The sequence below is a fragment of the Nocardioides sp. URHA0032 genome (genome assembly GCF_000620645.1).
In the GTDB taxonomy this organism is placed as follows: Bacteria; Actinomycetota; Actinomycetes; order Propionibacteriales; family Nocardioidaceae; genus Nocardioides.
The window spans coordinates 59,445-79,252 of sequence record NZ_JIAV01000002.1; the positions used below are offsets into that span (position 1 = coordinate 59,445).

The following is a 19,808-nucleotide window of genomic DNA, read 5'->3' on the forward strand; positions in this document are numbered from 1 at the left end:
CTCACCCTTCCACACGCACGCGCAGCGCCACCGGTCCGGCGATCGCCGCGATCGGCTGGCTCCCGGGCGTGCCGGAGCCGTCCCGCTTGCCGGTCGCGGGCGGCAGCTCGACGGGCGCCCCGCTCGCGGCGGCAGCGCGCGGCGGCGCCGTACCGGCCCAGGCCACGACCAGGGCGTCCTCGCCCTTGAGGAACCGGTGGCAGCGCACGCCGCCGGTGGCGCGACCCTTGCTCGGGTACTCCGAGAACGGCGTGACCTTGAGCGCCCCCGGCTCGGTGCCGGGCAGCGCCGTCGAGGAGCCGGAGGCGGTGACCACGACCGAGCCCTCGGGCGCGTCCGGGTCGATCGCGCCGAACCACGCGACCCGCTCGCCGGCGGCGACCCGGACGCCGGCGATGCCGCCGCCCGAGCGACCCTGCGGGCGTACGGCGTCCGCGCCGAAGTGCAGGAGCTGGGCGTCGGAGGTGATGAAGCAGAGCGACTCCCGGCCGGTCGTCAGCTCGACCGCGCCGACGACCTCGTCGCCGTCCGCGAGCCGGATCACCTCCCACTCGTCCCTGCCGAGGACCTCCGGGTTGACCCGCTTCACGATGCCCTGACGGGTCCCGAGGGCGATGCCCGGGCCGTCGGTGGCGAGCGTGCAGAGCGCGAGCAGCCGCTCGCCGCTCTCCAGCGGCAGGATCTCGCTGACCGGCAGGCCGCCGGCCAGGTGCGGGTCGTTCGCGGTGTCGGGGAGCTGCGGCAGCTCGAGCACGCCGATCTTGACCAGGCGACCCAGGCTGGTCAGGCCGCCGACCTCGCCGCGCGCGGTCGCCCGCACCGCCGAGACCACCACGTCGTGGCTGGAGCGGCCGCCACCCTGGCCGGGCTGCTCCGCGTTGGCGGTCCGGGCCAGCAGCCCGCTGGAGGACAGGTAGACGAAGCACGGGTCGTCGGCGACCTCGAGGGCCACGGCGGTCGCGGTGACCGCCGTACCGGCCGACTCGAGCAGCACGGTGCGGCGCGGGGTGCCGTAGGTCTTCGCGACCTCGCTGAGCTCGTCGCCGACGACCTTCCAGCGCAGCTTCTCGTCCTGGATGATCGCGTCGAGGTCCTCGATGGTGCGGCGGAGCTCGTCCTGCTCCTTCTCCAGCTCGATCCGGGAGAACTTCGTGAGCCGGCGCAGCGGCATGTCGAGGATGTAGTCGGCCTGGATCTCGCTGAGGTCGAAGACCGACATCAGCCGCTCCTTCGCGGCCGCGGCGTTGTCGCTGGCGCGGATCAGCTGGATGACCTCGTCGATGTCGAGGATCGCGACCAGCAGGCCTTCGACGAGGTGCAGCCGGTCGGCCGCCTTCCTGCGGCGGAACTCCGAGCGCCGCCGGACCACCTCGAAGCGGTGGTCGAGGAAGACCCGGAGCATCTCCTTCAGCGACAGCGTCCGCGGCTGGCCGTCGACCAGAGCCACGGCGTTGATGCCGAACGTGTCCTCCATCGGCGTGAGCTTGTAAAGCTGCTCGAGCAGCGCCTCGGGCACGAAGCCGTTCTTGACCTCGATCACCAGCCGCAGGCCGTTCTCGCGGTCGGTGAGGTCCTTGATGTCCGAGATGCCCTGGAGCTTCTTGCCCTGCACGAGCGTCTTGATCCGCTCGATGACCTTCTCGGTGCCGACGCCGTACGGCAGCTCGGTCACCACGATGCCCTTGCGGCGGTTGGTGATGCTCTCGACGCGGGCCGTGGCGCGCATCCGGAACGTGCCGCGGCCGGTCTCGTAGGCGTCGCGGATGCCCTCGAGGCCGACGATCTTGCCGCCGGTGGGCAGGTCCGGCCCGGGGATGAACCGCATCAGGTCGTCCACCGAGGCGCTCGGGTGGGCGATCACGTGCCGCAGCGCCTGGACCACCTCGACCAGGTTGTGCGGGGCGCAGTTGGTGGCCATGCCGACCGCGATGCCGGTCGTGCCGTTCACGACGAGGTTCGGGATCGCCGACGGCAGCACCGCCGGCTCGAACTCGCGGCTGTCGTAGTTGGGCTTGAAGTCGACGGTGTCCTCGTCGATGGATGAAGTCATCGCCACCGCGGGTGGCGCCATCCGGCACTCGGTGTAGCGCATCGCGGCCGGGGAGTCGTCGGGCGAGCCGAAGTTGCCGTGCCCGTCGATCATCGGCAGCCGCATCGACCACGGCTGCGCCATCCGCACCAGCGCGTCGTAGATCGCGCCGTCGCCGTGGGGGTGCAGCCGGCCCATCACCTCGCCGACGACGCGGGCGCTCTTGACGTGACCGCGGTCGGGCCGCAGGCCCATGTCGTTCATCGTGTACAGGATCCGGCGCTGGACCGGCTTCAGCCCGTCCCGGGCGTCCGGGAGGGCGCGGGAGTAGATGACGGAGTAGGCGTACTCGAGGAACGACGACTCCATCTCCTGCTTGATGTCGGTGTCGAGGATGTGCTCCTCGAAGTCGTCGGGGAGGTCCTGCTTCGTGCTACGCCGTGCCATGTCCGTGATCCTCTCAACCGGCGCCGACGGAAATGTCGCGGGCACGCCGATGTCACGGCGGCAGGCTAGATTTCACCGCGTGACCGGCACCGACGCACCCAGGCACTGGGAGGCCGACGTCCTGCTCCGCGACGGCCGGACCGCCCACATCCGGCCGATCCGACCGGAGGACCGGGACGTGTTCGTCGAGTTCTACGGCCGGGTGTCGGACAAGTCGAAGTACTTCCGGTTCTTCTCCCCGATGCCCCGTCTCTCGGAGCGGGACATCGACCGGTTCACCCACGTCGACCACCAGGACCGGGTCGCGTTCGTGCTGACCCTCCAGGACCGGATCATCGCCGTCGGGCGCTACGACGTCGTGAAGCCCGGCGAGGCCGAGGTGGCCTTCCTGGTCGAGGACCAGCACCAGGGCCGCGGGATCGGGCAGCTGCTGCTCGAGCACCTCGCCCAGGCCGGGCGCGAGCGCGGCGTGGACCGGTTCGTCGCCGAGGTGCTGCCGGACAACGCCCGGATGATCCAGACCTTCCGCGACGCGGGCTACCGCGTCGCCAGCGAGTACGACGAGGGCGTGCTCCAGCTGGAGTTCCCGATCGACCCGACCGACACCGCGATCGGCGTGATGATGAGCCGCGAGCACCGGGCCGAGGCGGCCTCGATCGAGCGGTTCTTCAAGCCCCGCTCGGTGGCCGTGATCGGTGCCAGCCGCCGCCAGGAGACGATCGGCCAGGCGCTGGTCCGCAACCTCGTGACCGGTGACTTCAGCGGCCGGGTGTACGCGGTGAACCCCAGCGCGAGCGCGGTGAGCGGGCTCCCGACGTACAAGACCGTCGCGGACATCCCCGACGACGTCGACGTCGCCATCGTCGCGGTGCCGGCCGAGTCGGTGCAGGACGTGGTGCTCGACTGCGCGGCCAAGGGGGTGCACGGCCTGGTCGTGATCTCGTCGGGCTTCGCCGAGACCGGTGAGGAGGGGCGCGTGCGGCAGCGGAAGCTGGTCGGCCTGTCCCGCTCCTACGGCCTGCGGCTGATCGGCCCGAACGCGCTCGGCATCATCAACACCGCCGCCGACGTGTCCCTCAACGCCTCGCTGTCGCCGCTGATGCCACCGCGCGGGCGGGCCGGCTTCTTCTGCCAGTCCGGCGCCCTCGGCACGGCGATCCTCGAGAAGGTCTACAACCGCGGCCTCGGCCTCTCCACGTTCGTCAGCGCCGGCAACCGCGCCGATGTCTCCGGCAACGACCTGCTCCAGTACTGGGAGGAGGACGACTCCACCGAGGTGGTGCTGCTCTACCTGGAGTCGATCGGCAACCCGCGCAAGTTCTCCCGGATCGCCCGGCGGGTCTCGCTGCGCAAGCCGATCATCGCGGTGCGGTCCGGGCGTACGACGCAGGGCGTGCCGATGGGCCACGCCGTCCGGAAGATCGCCGCGCCCCCCGCTGCCGTCGACGCGATGTTCCGGCAGGCCGGGGTGATCCAGGTCGACACCCTGGAGGAGATGTTCGACGTGGCGCAGCTGCTCGCGCACCAGCCGCTGCCGCGCGGCCGCCGGGTCGCCATCGTCGGCAACTCCGACGCCCTCGGGCTGCTGGCGGCGGACGCCGCCGCGGCGGTGGGCCTGGTCGTGAACAAGTCCACCGCGCTCGGCGCCGAGGCCAGCGCGGAGGACTTCGAGGACGCGCTGGACGCCGCGATCGACGACCCCGAGGTCGACTCGGTGATCGCGGTCTACGTGCCGCCGATCAACGTCTCCGGCGAGGACGTCGCGAACGTGCTCGCCGCGGTGGGCGAGCAGTCGGACAAGCCGCTGGTGTCCTCGTTCCTGGGCTCCGAGGGGGTCCCGGAGCTGCTCCGGGTCCCGGACGTCGCCGGCTCGACGGCCGGCCGCGGCTCGGTCCCGTCGTACCCCGGTGTGGAGGCGGCGGTGCGCGCGCTCGCTCGCGTCGTCGACTACGCCGTGTGGCTGCGCACGCCCGACGGTGCTGCCGCCGACCCGGCCGAGGTGGACGCCGTGGCGGCGAAGCGGCTGGTCAACCAGCTGCTCGCCGAGAACCCCGACGGCACCGAGCTCGGCGCGGAGCCGCTGACCGAGCTGCTGGCGGCGTACGGCATCGAGCTGTGGCAGACCCGGCCGGTCGCGACCCGCGACGAGGCCGAGGCCGCGGGGGAGGCACTGGCGTGGGACGTGGTGCTCAAGGCGACCGCGGAGCACCTGCGCGAGCGGCCCGACCTCGCCCACGTGTGGCGCAACATCGACAACGTCGAGGAGATGCGGGACGCCTGGGACTCGCTGACCGCGCTGATCACCGAGCCCGAGCGGGCCGGCTTCGTGGTCCAGAAGAACTCCAGTCCCGGCGTGCCCGTGGCGATCCGCAGCATCGAGGACCCGCTCTTCGGGCCGGTCGTCTCCTTCGGCATCGCGGGCCCGCTGACCGAGCTGCTCGCCGACAAGGCATACCGGATCCCGCCGCTGGGGGAGCGTGATGCCGCCTCGATGGTTCGGGAGATCAAGTCGGCGCCGATGCTGTTCGGCTACCGCGGCAGCGAGGTCGTCGACGTCGCCGAGGTGGAGCGGCTGATCCAGCGGGTCTCCCAGCTCCAGAACGACCTGCCGCAGGTCAGCTCGCTCGAGCTGTCGCTGGTGCTGGCGGGGGCGGACGGCGCGACCGTGCTGACCGCGGCGGCCCGCGTCGACCCGGTGACCGACCCGCGGTCGGACTGGTTCGTGCGCCGGATGCCCAGCCCGGCGGGCGATACCTTGCCCAGCTGAGGTTGGACATAGGATCGCCGCCATGGTCATCAGTGACGCCCACAAGCTGCTGTTCGTGCACGTGCAGAAGACGGGTGGATCGACCATCGACAACCGCTTCGACGAGGTGCTGCAAGACACCCGCCACGTGACCGGCCTCGACCGGCACGCGACGCTCGGCCAGATCCTGGCCGCCGAGCCCGACCTCGCGGCGTACTGGACCGTCGGCTTCGTGCGGAACCCGTGGGCCCGGATGCTGTCCTGGTTCCGGATGGTCGAGCGCTTCAAGGATCGCGCCGAGAAGGGCCGCCGCGGCGCCGACGCGTTCCTGAAGAAGAACCAGTTCATCAAGGGTGTCGCCGACGCGTGCCCCGACTTCGAGACCTTCGTGATGAAGGGACCCGAGCAGTGGGCGCGGCTGCGCACCCCCCAGATCCGCTACCTCACCAGCAAGACCCGGCGGGCCGACTTCATCGGCCGTCAGGAGTCGCTCGAGGCGGACCTGCGCGCGATCCTCGCCCGGCTGGAGCTGCCGTGGGAGCCGTTGCAGAGCGTGAACGTCGACAAGCGCCGCCCGGACTACCGCGAGGTCTACACGGACCCGATGCGGCGCCGCGTCGAGGACCTGTTCGCGAAGGACATCGCGGCGTTCGACTACTCGTTCTGACCCCGTCCCACCTGCGTGACAGACTGACCGGCATGCGGAGCAGCACCCCCGAGCTCAGGGACGCCATCAACCGGACCGGGTACTACCCGGACGTCGTCGCCGACGGTGTCGAGTCCGCCGTGGCCGGCGAGAGCGTGGTGTCGTTCTTCGTCCACCACGAGCCGACGTTCGATCGCGACGAGGTGCGGCGGCACCTGTCCGTGGTCGTGCTGACCCCCACCCGCCTGATCCTGGCCCACACCGACGAGCACGAGGGCGACGACCTGCTGCCCGAGCCGTACACGTCGACGTCCACCGAGGCGATCCGGCTCTCCTCGGTGAAGTCCGTGGTCGTGACCCGGATGATCGCCAACCCGGCGTCCGGCCCGAGCCGCCCGGCCGAGGCGGTCGTGACCATCGGCTGGGGCGGCGTGAGCCGGGTCGACCTCGAGCCCGCCGGCTGCTCGGACCCGGAGTGCGACGCCGACCACGGCTACACCGGGGTGCTCGCCTCCGACGACTTCTCGCTGCGGGTCTCGGCCGCGGCCGACGGCACCGAGGCCGTCGACCGGCTGCTCGCGTTCGCTGAGTCCCTGTCCGCCCGGACGCAGTGACCTGGTGTCGGAGTTCCTGGAACCGGCGTACGGCCAGCGCTCCCTGGGGGACGTCGTGCCTGCGGTCGGCGCCGCGCTCGGGTTCCTGGAGCCGGCCGGGCTCGAGCTGCCGACGGGCTCGGCGTACGTCGTGTTCCTGGTCGACGGCCTGGGCGCCCGGCTGCTCGAGCGGTACGCGCATGCCGCGCCGTTCCTCGCCTCCCAGCTGACGGCGTCGTCGGTCGCGACCGCCGGGGTCCCGTCGACGACGGCGACCAGCCTGACCTCGTTCGGCACCGGGCTCACGCCCGGCACGCACGGGCTCGTGGGGTTCACCTCGCGGGTGCCGGGCACCGGCAAGCTGCTCAACGCGCTGTTGTGGGACAAGGACGTCGACCCGGTCGAGTGGCAGCCGCACCCGACGGCGTTCACGCGGCTGCGGGAGCTGGGTGCGACGGTCACCGTGGTGAACAAGCGCGAGTTCGCGCGGTCCGGCCTCACGGTCGCGGCGCACCGCGGCGCGGAGTACGTCGGCGCCGACAAGGTCGGTGAGCGGATCGCGGCCGCCGTCGCGGCGTCAGGGGAGCGCGGCTCGCTGACCTACCTCTACGACGGCGACCTCGATTGGACGGGCCACCGCTACGGCGTCGCGTCGCGGCAGTGGCTCCAGCAGCTCGCGATGGTCGACGCCGAGGCCGAGCAGCTCCGCGAGGCGCTGCCGCCCTCGGTGCGGCTGGTCGTCGTCGCGGACCACGGGATGGTCGACTCACCGACGGAGAGCCGGATCGACGTCGACGAGCACCCCGACCTGCGCGACGGTGTCGCGCTGCTGGGCGGCGAGGCACGGTTCCGCCACCTCTACTGCCCGCGCGGCGCGGTCGAGGACGTGGTCGCCACCTGGCGCGCGTTCCTCGGCACCCGGGCCGACGTGCTGACGCGCGACGAGGTGATCGGCCGCGGCTGGTTCGGCCCGGTCGCCCCCGCCGTGCTCCCGAGGATCGGCGACGTGGTCGTCGCCTGCCACGGCGACGTGGCCGTCCTCTCCACCGCCGACTTCCCCTACGAGGCCACGCTGGTCGGCCTGCACGGCTCGCTCACCCCGGACGAGATGGTGATCCCGCTGCTGGTGAGCTGACCGGACTACCCGAAGGGGAGGGGCTCCGGCGCGAGGGAGACCGCCTTGGCGCGGGCGGCGGTGAGCCGCCGCCGGTGGTGCTGGCGGCAGAGCACCTCGTAGGCCACGTCGGCGGGCGGCTGGTCGATCGCCTCGACGTCGCCGACGACGATCACCTCACCCTCGACCACCATCACGCCGTTCTCGGTCCGGGCGTTGTGGGTCGCGCGCTTGCCGCACCAGCACAGCGCCTCGACCTGGAGCACGTTCATCCGGTCGGCGAGCTCGACCAGCCGGGCGCTGCCCTCGAACAGCTCGGTGCGGAAGTCGGTGAGGATGCCGAACGCGAACACGTCGATCTGGAGCTCGTCGACGATCTTCGCGAGCTGGTCGATCTGGACACGGGTGTAGAACTGCGCCTCGTCGCAGACCAGGTAGTCGATCCGGCCGCCCTGGGTCAGCGAGTCCACGACGTACCGCCAGAAGTCGAAGTCGCGCGCCACCTCGAGGGCGTCGTGGGTCAGCCCGAGCCGGCTGGAGAGCTTGGCCTGGCCGGCCCGGTCGTGGGTGGTGAAGAGCCGGCCGACCCGGGCCCGGGCGGCGTGGTTGTGGTTCGTCTGGAGCGCCAGCGTGCTCTTGCCGGAGTCCATGGTGCCGGTGAAGAAGTGCAGTTCAGCCACGAGCCGGGATCCTTTCACGGTCCGGCAGGATGGGCGCATGCCGACACCCCTCATCTCCGCCGCGGAGCTGCACGAGCGGCTCGGATCGGTGACCGTCCTGGACGTCCACTACCGGACGGGTGGCCCCGGCGGCCGCGCCGAGCACGAGAAGGGGCACGTCCCGAGCGCTGTCTACGTCGACCTGGACACCGAGCTCGCCGGACCCCCGGGCGCGGGCGGCCGGCACCCGCTCCCGGAGACCGCGGTCTTCGAGATCGCGATGCGGAGGGCCGGCGTGCGTGCCGACCGGCCCGTGGTCGTGTACGACGACTGGTCCGGGCTCGCCGCCGGCCGCGCGTGGTGGCTGCTGCGCTACCACGGCCACGACGACGTGCGCGTCCTCGACGGCGGCTGGCCCGCGTGGGTGGAGGCCGGCGGAGCGGTGCACACCGGGACGACGCTGCCCGGTCGGGGAGACTTCGTCGCCCGGCCCGGCCGGCTGCCGGTGGTCGAGGCGGACGAGGTGCTCGGCGTACCGGTGCTGGTGGACGCGCGGGCGCCGGAGCGGTACCGCGGCGAGGTCGAGCCGATCGACGCGGTGGCCGGGCACATCCCGGGAGCGGTCAACGTGCCCACCACCACGAACCTGCGGGCCGACGGGCGGTTCCGCTCGGTCGACGAGATCCGCGCGCTGTACGCCGCCGCCGGCGTGACGGGCGACGAGGCCGTGGCCGTCTACTGCGGCTCGGGCGTCACCGCGGTGCACGACATCATCGCGCTGGAGCTGGCCGGGATCCCGGCGGCGCTCTACCCCGGCAGCTGGTCGGGCTGGATCGCCGACCCCGACCGGCCTACCAGTGGACGCCCTTGAACACCTTCGCGAGCATGATCTGCTCGGACTCGCGGGTGCCGCCGGCCGGGAGCTCGCCCTTGGCCGCGGCCGAGTCCGGGAACACGTGGTAGGCCATGTTCAGCACCCGGAACGCGAGCTTCGGGGTCAGCGTGTGGGCCACCGCACCCGCGTTGCCGAGCAGGGTGTTGATCTCGTGCGGGCGGTCGACCATCGCGTCGATCACCAGGTCCGCGGCCTGCGCCGGTGAGATCGTCGGGAACTTGTCGTAGAGCTTGGTCGGCGCGATCATCGGCGTCCGCACCAACGGCATGTGGATGTTGGTGAACGTGATGCCGTCGCCGACCAGTTCGGAGGCGACCACGTTGCTCCACGAGTCGAGCGCCGACTTGGAGGCGACGTACGCCGAGAACCGGGGCGGGTTGGTCTGCACGCCGATCGAGGAGATGTTCACGATGTGCCCGCGCTTCTGCGCGCGCATCGCCGGGACCAGGCCCATCACCAGCCGGATCGCGCCGAAGTAGTTGAGCTGCATGGTGCGCTCGAAGTCGTGGAAGCGGTCCTGCGAGAGCCGCAGCGACCGGCGGATCGAGCGGCCGGCGTTGTTGACGACGAAGTCGACCGACGGCAGCTCGGCGGTCAGCGTCTCGCAGAGCGCGTCGATGGCCTCGAGGTCGGATAGGTCGCACGGCTGGACGACGGCCTGCCCGCCGCGCTGCTCGATCAGGTCGCGCAGCTCGTCGAGCTTCTCCTTGCCGCGCGCGACGAGCACGGGGGTGCCGCCTGCCTGGGCCACCTTCAGGGCGGTGACCTTGCCGATCCCGGAGGAGGCGCCGGTGACCACGACGTACTTGCCGGTGAGCTTCTCCCGCACCCGGGGGTCCCGGGCGATGGAGTCGTCGAGGTGCTCCTCCCAGAACGTCCAGAGGTTGCGGGCATAGGAGTCGAGGTCGGGTACGCCGATGCCCGACCCGGCGAGCGCCTGCTCGGTGCGCCGGGAGTCGAACGTCGACTGGAAGGACGTGTGCGCCAGCACCTCGGCCGGGATGCCGACCCGACTGGTGGCGACGTCGAGGACCGACTGCACCAGCGGCTGACTGGCGAGCAGGTTGAGCGCACCGGCCGGCGTGAGGGCCCGCGGCACGAACCGCATCCGGCGGCGGTCGACCGGGGTCATGAAGCGCGGCGCGCCGGCCGCCGCGCAGAACGCGTTCAGCATGTCGTGCACCGGCTGCGGCTCCGGGTTGACGAGGTGGAACGCCTCGCCGTCGCGGTCCGGCAGGTGCGCGATGTGGTCCATCGCCGCGCTGACGTAGTCGACCGGCACCACGTTGGTGTCGCCGAGGTCGACGCCGACCAGCGGCAGCCACGCGGGCAGCCGGTCGCGCATCGCCTTGATGATCTCGAAGAAGTAGTAGGGACCGTCGACCTTGTCCATCTCGCCGGTCTCGGAGGCCCCGACCACGATCGCGGGGCGGTACACCCGCCACGGGACGGTCGCCTCGGTGCGCACGATCCTCTCGGACTCGAACTTCGTGCGGTGGTACGCCGAGGGCAGGTGCTGCCCCTCGTCGAACATCGTCTCGTCGAACCGGCCCCGGTGCTCGCCGGCGGCGGCCACGGACGAGACCTGGTGGAAGCACCCGACCTGCAGGGCCTCGGCCAGGGCGAGCGCGTTGCGGGTGCCGCCGACGTTCAGGGCCTCGTTGGTCTCCTCGTCGGCGGTCATGTCGTAGATCGCCGCGACGTGGAAGAAGTGGTCGATGCCGCCGCGGTGCTCTGCGACCCAGGCGGGGTCCACGCCGAGGGCGTCGGTGGCCAGGTCGCCGACGACGGGGACGACCCGGTCGGTGCCCCAGCGCGCCGCCAGCGCCTGCATCCGCGGCAGCGACGACTCGCGCACCAGCACGAAGATCTGACCGTCGCGGTGGTCGATCAGCTCACGGACCAGGTGCCGGCCGATGAAGCCGGTCGCGCCGGTGACGAAGTACGACATGGGGGGACGCTACCCGCAGGTAGACCCCCGGGTCACTCCGTCCCGCCACCGCCGAACATGATCTCGTCCCAGCTCGGCACCGAGGCTCGACCGCGGGTCTTCTTGACCGCGCGGCGGGCGGGCGGCTCGTCCTGGTGGTCCGGTTCGCGCTCCGGGTCGTGGAGATCGTCCTCCGCGGCGGCCTCCTCGGCCTCCTCGCGCAGGTCCGACTGCTGCCGCTCGAGCTCCGGCTCGGCCGGCGGCTCGGCGTCGAGGAACGCCTCGACCGGCTGCTCGGAGACCAGGTCGATCGCGTCGTCCCCGAGGGGGAGCTCGTCGTCGCCGACCGTGCTCAGCCGGCGCTGGCGGGCCTGGCGGAGGTCGTCGCGCGCCTCGGGCGCGGCGGCCACGGCCTCGCCGACCAGCCAGCGAGCGTCCTCGTTGTCGAGGGTCACGTAGTTGCCGGGGGCGTCGAAGGTGAGCTCCGCGGTGCCGCTGCGCTCGGCGGTGGAGTAGCGGCCGACCAGCGACCAGCGGCCGTCCTCGCGGCGCCAGGCGTCCCACTCGACGGTCTCGGGGTCGACGTTCAGCGCCCGGAGGTGGCTGGCCACGGCGTCGCCGAGGGTGCGGGCGCCGTGCGGGGCCGACCCCTCGCCGCGGCGTACCGAGGACCGCTGGGCGCGCTCGGCGACGTGCTGGCGCTCGGCCATCACGGGCGCGGCGAACGCCATGATCTTGTCCACGGACGTCTGGGCTGCCTGTGCCACCGCCTCGGGACTCTCGCCCGCGCGGATGCGCGCCTGGATGTCACGGGGCCGGAGGGCACTGTCCATCTTGTTCTCCAATCGGCGGGACTCGCCGCGGGTGGCGGACCGGAGACGCTCGTCGAGGTCGACGGTGTGCTCGGTCCCGTCCTCGTCGACCAGGCGCAGGCGCTTCCCGTCGTCGCTCACTCCAGCGAGCGTCAGGTGCGCCATGGTGGGTCGTGCTCCTGTCCCATCGTGCGAGGTACGTCTTCGGTGCGCCGAGCCTACGCCAGCGGGGGCGCCGGAGCCGGGAGCGTCGCCGCGTGGCTCGGGACACGTACCCTCCTGTCGTGTCGACCTCCGAGCCCAGCGCGATCCTGGTCGTCTTCGACCTGGTGGGCATCTTCGTGTTCGCGATCTCCGGCGCCCTGGTCGCGGTCCGGAAGGGCCTCGACGTGTTCGGCGTCCTCGTCCTGGCGGGTACGACGGGCCTCGGCGGTGGCTTCCTCCGTGACGTGCTCATCGACGCGACGCCGCCGGCCGCGCTCGCCGACTGGCGCTACCTCGTGGTGCCCGTCGCCGCGGGCCTGCTGGCGTTCTTCTACCACCCGGTCCTCGGCCGGGTGGAGCGCTCGGTCAACGTGCTCGACGCGTTCGGGCTCGGGCTGTTCTGCGTCACCGGCGCGCTCAAGGCGCTCGACTACGGGCTGGGCGTCGTGCCCGCCGCGCTGATGGGCATGGTCACCGGCATCGGCGGCGGCATGCTCCGCGACCTGCTGGCCGGCCGGGTCCCGGCCGTCTTCCGCGGCGAGCTCTACGCCACGCCTGCGCTCGCCGGCGCGGTCGTCGTCGTGGCGGGCGCGCACACCGACCTGCCGACGTTCGTCATCGCGTTCGCCGGCGGCGGGCTCTGCGTGGGCTGGCGGCTGCTCGCGCTCTGGCGGCACTGGCAGGCGCCCGTGCCCACCGGTCCCGCCTCGGTCTGACCGCCGAGTCGGCGCAGTCTCAGCTGAGACTGCGCCGACTCGGCGCTCAGTCGCCGAGGACGCGGCGCAGGTAGGGATTGGCGAACACCCGGTCCGGGTCGAGCCGGTCGCGCAGCGCGAGGAAGTCTGCGAACCGCGGGTACGCCGGGGCGAGGTCGGCGGCGGTGCGGTCATGCACCTTGCCCCAGTGCGGGCGGCCGTCGTGGGCGCGCATGATCGGCTCGATCAGCCGGAAGTAGTCCCGGTGGTCGGCGTCGCGGTGCGTGTGGAAGGCCAGGTAGAAGGAGTCCCGGCCGAACGAGGTCGACATCGCGATGTCGTCGGCGGGGGTCACCCGGATCTCGACCGGGAAGGTGATCCGCAGGTCCGAGGCGTCCAGCGCGGCACGCGCCTCGCGGAGCGCGGCGAGGCCGGCCTCGCGCGGCACGGCGTACTCCATCTCCCGGAACACCACGGTTCTCGGCGAGGTGAACACCTTGTGCGCGACGTCGCTGTAGCTGCGTGCCGACAGCAGCCGGCTCGAGAGCTGGTTGAACGACGGGATGATCGAGGGGAGGGCGTTCGTGAGGTGGTTGAGCGCGCCGAACAGGGAGTTCGACAGGAACTCGTCGCCCCACCACTCGCGCAGCCTGGAGAGCGGCTCGACCTCGAGGTCGTCGAGCCGGTCGTTGGTCTTCACCATCAGCCGGTCGGTGTGGGGGAACCAGTACGTGTCGACGTGGTGGTGGGCCGCGACCCGCTCGTCGAAGCCGCCGAGCGCCTCGTCCCACGACATCGGGGTCTCGTTGGCCTCGAGCGCGAACAACGGCTCGACGCGGAACGTCAGCGTCGTCAGGACGCCGAGCGCGCCGAGCCCGACCCGGGCGAGCTCGAGCAGCTCCGGGTTCTCGGTCTCGGTCGCCCGGACCACCTCACCGGTGCCGGTGACCAGCTCGAGCCCGCAGACCTGCGCGGACAGCGACGCCGCGACGCCCCCGGTGCCGTGGGTGCCGGTCGAGATCGCACCGGCGAGCGTCTGCTCGGCGATGTCCCCCATGTTGTGGAGGCTGAGGCCCATCCCCTCGAGACGGGCGTTGAGCACCTTGAGCTGGGTGCCGGCCAGCGCGGTGACGGTCAGCGCCTCCCGGTCGACCGAGACGATGCCGCCCAGGTTCGTGGGCCGCAGCATCGTGTCCTCGGGCGCCGAGATCGCGGTGAAGCTGTGGCCTGTGCCGACCATCTTCACCGTGGAGCCCTCGGACCGGGCGCGCTCCACGGCCCCCACGATCGCCGCCGTGTCGACGGGCTCCTCGACCCGGCTCGGCCGCGCCGTCTCCAGGCCCGACCAGTTCCGCCACGACTCAGTCACGGATGGAGGGTACTGGCGCCTTCCGGCGCGGGATCGCCAGGGCGGCCAGCGCGGCGACCGCCCCAGCGGCGAGCGAGACCAGGTACGCCGCCGAGGCGCCCTGGTGGTCGACCACGAGGCCGCTCAGCGTCGCACCGGGAGCGACCCCGGCGACCAGCCCGGTCTGCATGATCGCCATGCCCTCGGTCAGCCGGCCGGACGGCACGACCTCCTCGGTCAGCGACATCGTCGCGATCATCGTCGGGGCGATCGCGAAGCCCGCGACGAACAGCGTGGCGCCCATCAGCGGCAGCGACCCGACCAAAGAGAGGGGCGCCATCGCGCAGGCCATCGCCAGCGCGCCCCAGCGCACCCGGAACGACGGGCCGCGCCGCCAGTGCACCGCACCGGTGATCACGCCGGCGGTCAGGCTGCCGAATGCCCACAAGGCGAGCAGCGCCCCGGACACCGCCTTGTGCCCGCGCTCGTCGGCGAACGCGACCGTCGTCACCTCGGCCGCGCCGAACAGCACGCCGAGCGCCGCGCACACGACCGCCAGCGGGACCACCGTGCCCCACGGCATCCCGGGCCGCGGCCCCGACGCACCGGTCCGGGGCTGCGCCGGCGGCTCGGTCGCGCGCTGGGAGCAGAAGAACAGCGTGCCGCTCACGCACGCGACCACCGCGACCAGGATCCCGGCCACCGGGTGCCACGCGGTCGCGAGGACCGTCACGATGATGGGGCCGAGGATGAACACCGCCTCGTCGAGGACCGCCTCCAGCGCGTACGCCGTCTGCACCTCGGTCGGCTGGTCCAGCACGTGCGACCAGCGCGCCCGCACCGACGACCCGACCTGCGGCAGGCACCCGCCGGCCAGCGCCGCGAGCACGTAGCTCGTCGCGATCGGCCAGTCCGCCTGCACCGACACGACCAGCAGCGTGACCGCGACGCCGAACCCGAGGCTCGCGGCCGACAGCACCCGGCCCTGGCCGAAGCGGTCCAGCAGCCGGCCCTGCACGATGGCCAGGCCCGCGTTCGCGAACATGTACGCCGCCGACACGGCACCGGCGACGCCGTACCGCCCGGTCGCGGCCGAGACCAGCAGCACGATGCCCAGGCCGACCATCGAGATCGGCAGCCGCGCCACCAGACCGGCCATCGAGAACCGGAGCGTGCCGGGCCGGGCCAGGATCCGGCGGTACGACGTGAACATCGCGCTGAGCGTAGGGCGCCCCCGCGACCACCGACGAATCGTTATCAACGGCTCCCTACGATGAACGACATGACCCCCGACCCCTCGCCGTACGACGCCGTCCTGCTGGTGTCGTTCGGCGGCCCGGAGAAGCCCGAGGACGTGCTGCCGTTCCTCGAGAACGTCACGCGCGGGCGGGGGATCCCGCGGGAGCGGCTCGAGGAGGTCGGGCAGCACTACTTCCTCTTCGGCGGCCGGTCCCCGATCAACGACCAGAACCGCGCGTTCCTGGCCGCGCTGCGTGAGGACCTGGCCGGCGCCGGGGTCGACCTCCCGGTCTACTGGGGCAACCGCAACTGGGACCCGTACCTCACCGACACCCTCCGCCAGATGGCCAGCGACGGGGTCACCCGGGCGGCGTGCTTCGTGACCAGCGCCTACTCGTCGTACTCCTCGTGCCGGCAGTACCGGGAGAACCTCTTCGACGCCGTCGACGCGCTGCCGGACGGGGCGACGGCGCCGGTCCTGGACAAGCTCCGCCACTACTTCAACCACCCGGGCTTCGTGGAGCCGGTGGTCGACGCGACGCTCGCCGCGCTGGCCGACCTGCCCGACGAGGCCCGCGAGGGTGCGCACCTCGCGTTCGTCACGCACTCGATCCCGGACACGATGGCCGCGAGCAGCGGCCCCGACGGCGACGCGTACGTCGAGCAGCACCTCAGCATCGCCGACGAGGTCGTCGAGCGGGTCCGCCAGGAGACCGGCCGGAGGCACCGGCACGCGCTCGTCTACTGCTCCCGCTCCGGTGCCCCCCACGTCCCGTGGCTGGAGCCGGACATCAACGACCACCTCGAGCGCCTGCAGGCCGACGGCGCGGCGGGCGTCGTGATGGTGCCGGTCGGCTTCGTCTCCGACCACATGGAGGTCGTCTACGACCTCGACACCGAGGCCCGGGCGACCGCCGAGAAGCTCGGCCTGCCCGCCACCCGCGCCGCGACCGCGGGCGTGGACCCTCGGTTCGTGGCCACGGTCCGCGACCTGCTGCTCGAGCGCGCCGCGGTCGAGCGGGGCGAGGACGTCGCCCGCGCGAGCGTCGGCACCTACCCGGCCTGCTGGGACCGCTGCGCGCCCGGTTGCTGCCCGAACCCGCGGGCCGACCGGCCCGCCCTGGCGGGCGCATGAGCGCCGGCAACGCCGAGCTCGCCGCCCTCGCGCTCGACGTCGCGCGGGAGGCGGCCGCGCTGGTCCGCGACCGGCGCCGCGGCGAGGTGACCGTGGCGGCGACCAAGTCGAGCGACGTCGACATCGTCACCGAGGCCGACCGGGCCAGCGAGGAGCTGATCCGCGACCGGCTGCTGGCCCGGCGTCCCGACGACGGCGTGCTCGGCGAGGAGGGCGACGACGTGCCGTCCCGCTCGGGGGTGCGCTGGGTGGTGGACCCGATCGACGGCACGGTGAACTTCCTCTACGGGCTGCCGGAGTACGCCGTCTCGATCGCCGCGGAGCGCTGGACCGACGAGGGCAGCGAGGTGGTGGCCGGCGTGGTCGTCAACGTCGCGCGCGGCACGGAGTACGTCGGGCAGCTCGGCGACGAGCACGGCCCCGCCGTCGTCACCCGGGACGGCGAGCCCATCGAGGTGCGCTCGCCGGCCGACCTGCACCTGCGGTTGCTGGTGACCGGCTTCAACTACGACGCCGGCATCCGGCAGCTGCAGGCCACCGCCCTCGCGAACCTGATCACACGGGTCCGCGACGTACGCCGGCTCGGCTCGTGCGCGCTCGACCTCTGCCACGTGGCCGAAGGCACCGTGGACGGGTACTTCGAGGAGGGCGTCAACCTGTGGGACTACGCGGCGGGCGGACTCATCGCCCGGCTCGCGGGGGCCAGGTTCGAGACCCGTCCCGGGTCGGGCGGCACCTTGATGGTCGTGTGCGCTCCGCCACACGGCTTCGACGACCTGCTGGACGCCCTGCAGACGGCCGGGTTCTCCCCTGAATCGGGGGAATAGCGCCCCGTCACCGGATGTTCACGCTCCGCCATGCGGATCTGGTGTGCGAAAGACAGGCCGCATGGTGCACAATCTGGCGCCGACGACGGCGCAGAAGCAGGGAACGGGAGTGAAGTGACGGATGGCGACTGACTACGACGCACCGCGCAAGAACGAGGACGAGCAGTCCGAGGAGAGCATCGAGGAGCTGAAGGCGCGTCGTCACGACAAGAACTCCGGCAAGGTCGACGAGGACGAGACCGAGGCGGCCGAGTCCTTCGAGCTGCCCGGCGCCGACCTGTCGCACGAGGAGCTCGCCGTCGAGGTGAAGCCCAAGCAGGAGGACGAGTTCACCTGCATGAGCTGCTTCCTGGTGCACCACCGGAGCCAGCTGGCGGACGCGAAGAAGATGATCTGCCGCGACTGTGCAGCGTGACGCACGACGACGCATGACGATGCATCACGGCGCATGACGATGCAGGCTGACGCAGCCTGAGTCGACGACGAAGGCCGCAGCCCGGCAGGGCTGCGGCCTTCTGCGTGTCCGGATCGCCTGGCTCAGGCCTCCTGGCCGTCCTTGCGGAGGTCGGGCGGCAGGTGGCCGGTCGAGCGTGCGTAGTACGACGCCGCCTTCCGCTGCGCCATCATCCGGGCCAGCCCGACGGCGATGCCGCTGGCGACGGCCCAGCTGACCGCCTCCCAGATCTCGACGTCCGGGTCGGCCGGGTTCTCCGGCGGCTGCTTGCCGGTGGCGAGCTGCCACACCTTGTCGAGGCCCTTCTTCGCCACGGCGGCCGCGCCCAGGGCGGAGACCAGGGAGAAGACGGTCCAGACCTTCGAGGAGTCCTTTGCCATGGGGCGACAGTACCCAGACCGGTCAGTGCCGACTCAAGGCCGTCAGCGCCCGGGCCAGGTCCTCGGGGTGCCGCGTGCTCACCAGCCAGTACGGCGCCGGGTCCGCGGGGTCGGTGATCTCCACCTTCACCGCGCGGTGAAGGTAGGGCCGCAGCAGCAGGTACGCCCGCGCGTCGGCCTCGACGCCGGCCGTGCGGCGTGTCTCCTCGGCGTCCAGCGCCGTGACGGCGCCCAGGTGCTCGGCACCGATGTGCGCCCGGCCGGCGCGGAACCGACCGTCGGCGACCACCACGCGGGCCGCGCCGATCATGCTGAAGAGGAAGGCCATCGTCGCCAGCGCCACCAGCGTCACGACCCAGGCCGCCACGGCCGGGAGGGCCACGACGACCGCCAGCCACAGCGTGGCGACCAGCATCGTGCCCTGGACCCACCAGCGCAGCGGGACGCCGAGGCGCTCGGCGTACGCGGGGGAGACGGTCACGGCCGGAATCCTTCCATTGGTCACCGGGGCGCCTGCGGGTAGGGTCGCGCGACGTGTCCGACGCGCATCTCGAGGTGCTGGTGAGCCGCCTCGACCCCGACCTGCCGCTGCCGGCGTACGCCCATCCCGGCGACGCCGGCGCCGACCTCCTCACGACCATCGACGTCAGCCTGGCGCCGGGGGAGCGTGGCCTGGTGCCGACGGGCATCGCCCTGGCCCTGCCCGACGGGTACGTCGCGCTCGTGCACCCGCGCTCCGGCCTGGCCGCCCGGCACGGGCTGTCCATCGTGAACAGTCCCGGCACCGTGGACGCGGGCTACCGCGGCGAGATCAAGGTGATGCTGATCAACCACGATCCGCTGGAGCCGATCCACCTGCGCCGGGGGGACCGGATCGCGCAGCTGGTGATCCAGCGCGTCGAGCGGGCCCGGTTCACCGAGGTCGGCGAACTGCCCGACTCCGTCCGGGGCGCCGGGGGCTACGGTTCTACCGGGGGCTTCGGCGCCCCGCCCGTCCCGATCGAGGAGAAGCAGTCGTGAAGTTCCGCCGCAAGTCCACCGAGGCCGAGCAGGATCCGGGGCCCGAGGTGGAGCAGGATCCTGCCGAGGGCGTCGACCTCTCGACACTCCGCGCGACCGGGCCGTACGACGCCGACGACGCCCCCGACGACGACGTGCTCCGGATGGACCTCGGATGCGTGCTCATCGCCCCGACCGAGGGCAGCGAGGTCCGGATCCAGGTCGACGAGGCCACCGAGGCCGTGCAGGGGGTGCTGCTGGTGGCCCAGGACGGCGCGATGGAGCTCCGGGCGTTCGCCGCACCCCGCAACGGCGACCTCTGGAGCGAGGTGCGGCCCAAGATCGCGGCCGACTTCGCCCAGCGTGGCGGCACCGCCGACGAGCGCGAGGGCCGGTTCGGCACCGAGCTGCTCTGCCGCGTCACCGTCACCACGCCCGACGGCGGCACCGGCACCCAGCCGTCCCGGGTGATCGGCATCAACGGCCCCCGCTGGATGCTGCGTGCGACGCTGCTCGGCCGTCCGGCGGTCGAGGTCGACGACGCCGAGCTCTGGGAGGAGGCCCTCGCGCGGGTCGTCGTGCGCCGCGGCACCGCCCCGATGCCGCCCGGCGCCGAGCTGCCGCTCTCGCTGCCGCGCGACGGCTCCTAGGCGGCC

19 protein-coding genes are annotated in these 19,808 nt (G+C 72.5%); 11 read left to right on the plus strand and 8 right to left on the minus strand.

Going from position 1 to position 19,808, the window contains the following annotated elements:
* Position 1 precedes the first annotated feature (1 nt).
* Positions 2-2,476, minus strand: coding sequence for a DNA gyrase/topoisomerase IV subunit A (locus tag N538_RS0101370; RefSeq protein WP_028635802.1), 2,475 nt, complete (start codon positions 2,474-2,476; stop codon positions 2-4).
* Positions 2,477-2,555: 79 nt separating this feature from the next.
* Here N538_RS0101370 and N538_RS23300 point away from each other — a divergent pair, with 79 nt between their 5' ends.
* The 4 genes from N538_RS23300 to N538_RS0101390 are packed head-to-tail and all read left to right on the plus strand — an operon-like array spanning position 2,556 to position 7,596.
* The gene (locus N538_RS23300) at positions 2,556-5,243 is read left to right on the plus strand and encodes a bifunctional acetate--CoA ligase family protein/GNAT family N-acetyltransferase (protein ID WP_036569104.1); all 2,688 of its coding nucleotides are present in this window, start codon (positions 2,556-2,558) and stop codon (positions 5,241-5,243) included.
* Between the two features lie 22 nt (positions 5,244-5,265).
* Positions 5,266-5,889, plus strand: a complete 624-nt coding sequence (locus N538_RS0101380; protein ID WP_028635803.1) for a sulfotransferase family 2 domain-containing protein — start codon at positions 5,266-5,268, stop codon at positions 5,887-5,889.
* 32 nt (positions 5,890-5,921) lie between these two features.
* Entirely contained in the window at positions 5,922-6,482 is a 561-nt protein-coding gene (locus tag N538_RS0101385; RefSeq protein WP_028635804.1) for a DUF5998 family protein, read from the plus strand.
* Positions 6,483-6,486: 4 nt separating this feature from the next.
* Entirely contained in the window at positions 6,487-7,596 is a 1,110-nt protein-coding gene (locus tag N538_RS0101390; protein WP_028635805.1) for an alkaline phosphatase family protein, read from the plus strand.
* A 5-nt stretch (positions 7,597-7,601) separates the two neighbouring features.
* Here the strand turns inward: N538_RS0101390 and N538_RS0101395 are convergent, their stop codons facing one another.
* On the minus strand, positions 7,602-8,255 hold the full coding sequence (locus tag N538_RS0101395) for a thymidine kinase (RefSeq protein ID WP_028635806.1): 654 nt from the start codon (positions 8,253-8,255) through the stop codon (positions 7,602-7,604).
* A gap of 37 nt (positions 8,256-8,292) precedes the next feature.
* Between N538_RS0101395 and N538_RS0101400 the strand changes: the two genes are divergently transcribed.
* Complete coding sequence (locus N538_RS0101400) at positions 8,293-9,105, plus strand: sulfurtransferase (protein ID WP_028635807.1); 813 nt, start codon at positions 8,293-8,295, stop codon at positions 9,103-9,105.
* Here the strand turns inward: N538_RS0101400 and N538_RS0101405 are convergent.
* Positions 9,086-11,080, minus strand: a complete 1,995-nt coding sequence (locus tag N538_RS0101405) for an SDR family oxidoreductase (protein WP_028635808.1) — start codon at positions 11,078-11,080, stop codon at positions 9,086-9,088. The two genes, N538_RS0101400 and N538_RS0101405, sit on opposite strands and share 20 nt — an antisense overlap.
* Positions 11,081-11,112: 32 nt before the next feature.
* Complete coding sequence (sepH, locus tag N538_RS27060) at positions 11,113-12,036, minus strand: septation protein SepH (RefSeq protein WP_051548567.1); 924 nt, start codon at positions 12,034-12,036, stop codon at positions 11,113-11,115.
* A 119-nt stretch (positions 12,037-12,155) separates the two neighbouring features.
* Here sepH and N538_RS0101415 point away from each other — a divergent pair, with 119 nt between their 5' ends.
* Positions 12,156-12,791: a trimeric intracellular cation channel family protein gene (locus N538_RS0101415; RefSeq protein WP_028635809.1), complete on the plus strand. Its 636-nt coding sequence runs from the start codon at positions 12,156-12,158 to the stop codon at positions 12,789-12,791.
* A 46-nt stretch (positions 12,792-12,837) separates the two neighbouring features.
* On the opposite strand, the gene N538_RS0101420 is transcribed toward N538_RS0101415, so the two are convergent.
* A complete protein-coding gene (locus N538_RS0101420; protein WP_028635810.1) occupies positions 12,838-14,139 on the minus strand; it encodes a D-arabinono-1,4-lactone oxidase in 1,302 nt (433 codons plus the stop codon).
* Positions 14,132-15,331, minus strand: a complete 1,200-nt coding sequence (locus N538_RS23310) for an MFS transporter (RefSeq protein WP_051548569.1) — start codon at positions 15,329-15,331, stop codon at positions 14,132-14,134. Before N538_RS23310 ends, N538_RS0101420 begins: the two co-directional genes overlap by 8 nt.
* Positions 15,332-15,400: 69 nt before the next feature.
* On the opposite strand from N538_RS23310, the gene N538_RS0101430 reads away from it, so the two are divergent.
* From N538_RS0101430 to N538_RS0101440, 3 genes are all read left to right on the plus strand, one after another.
* The gene (locus N538_RS0101430) at positions 15,401-16,492 is read left to right on the plus strand and encodes a ferrochelatase (protein ID WP_197025204.1); all 1,092 of its coding nucleotides are present in this window, start codon (positions 15,401-15,403) and stop codon (positions 16,490-16,492) included.
* Positions 16,489-17,319: an inositol monophosphatase family protein gene (locus N538_RS0101435; protein ID WP_028635812.1), complete on the plus strand. Its 831-nt coding sequence runs from the start codon at positions 16,489-16,491 to the stop codon at positions 17,317-17,319. The genes N538_RS0101430 and N538_RS0101435 overlap by 4 nt, the downstream gene beginning before the upstream one ends.
* Before the next feature lie 121 nt (positions 17,320-17,440).
* Entirely contained in the window at positions 17,441-17,734 is a 294-nt protein-coding gene (locus N538_RS0101440; RefSeq protein ID WP_028635813.1) for a DUF4193 domain-containing protein, read from the plus strand.
* 122 nt (positions 17,735-17,856) lie between these two features.
* On the opposite strand, the gene N538_RS0101445 is transcribed toward N538_RS0101440, so the two are convergent.
* Together N538_RS0101445 and N538_RS0101450 are read right to left on the minus strand one after the other, a co-directional pair.
* Complete coding sequence (locus N538_RS0101445; RefSeq protein ID WP_028635814.1) at positions 17,857-18,153, minus strand: DUF4235 domain-containing protein; 297 nt, start codon at positions 18,151-18,153, stop codon at positions 17,857-17,859.
* A 22-nt stretch (positions 18,154-18,175) separates the two neighbouring features.
* Positions 18,176-18,634 carry a DUF3093 domain-containing protein gene (locus N538_RS0101450; protein WP_028635815.1) on the minus strand — a complete coding sequence of 153 codons (459 nt, stop codon included), beginning with the start codon at positions 18,632-18,634 and terminating at the stop codon, positions 18,176-18,178.
* A gap of 53 nt (positions 18,635-18,687) precedes the next feature.
* Between N538_RS0101450 and dut the strand changes: the two genes are divergently transcribed.
* Both dut and N538_RS0101460 read left to right on the plus strand, forming a co-directional pair.
* Positions 18,688-19,173 (plus strand): dUTP diphosphatase, encoded by a 486-nt coding sequence (dut, locus tag N538_RS23315; RefSeq protein WP_051548570.1) that lies wholly within the window; start codon positions 18,688-18,690, stop codon positions 19,171-19,173.
* On the plus strand, positions 19,170-19,802 hold the full coding sequence (locus N538_RS0101460) for a DUF3710 domain-containing protein (protein ID WP_028635816.1): 633 nt from the start codon (positions 19,170-19,172) through the stop codon (positions 19,800-19,802). Before dut ends, N538_RS0101460 begins: the two co-directional genes overlap by 4 nt.
* Positions 19,803-19,808: the final 6 nt, after the last annotated feature.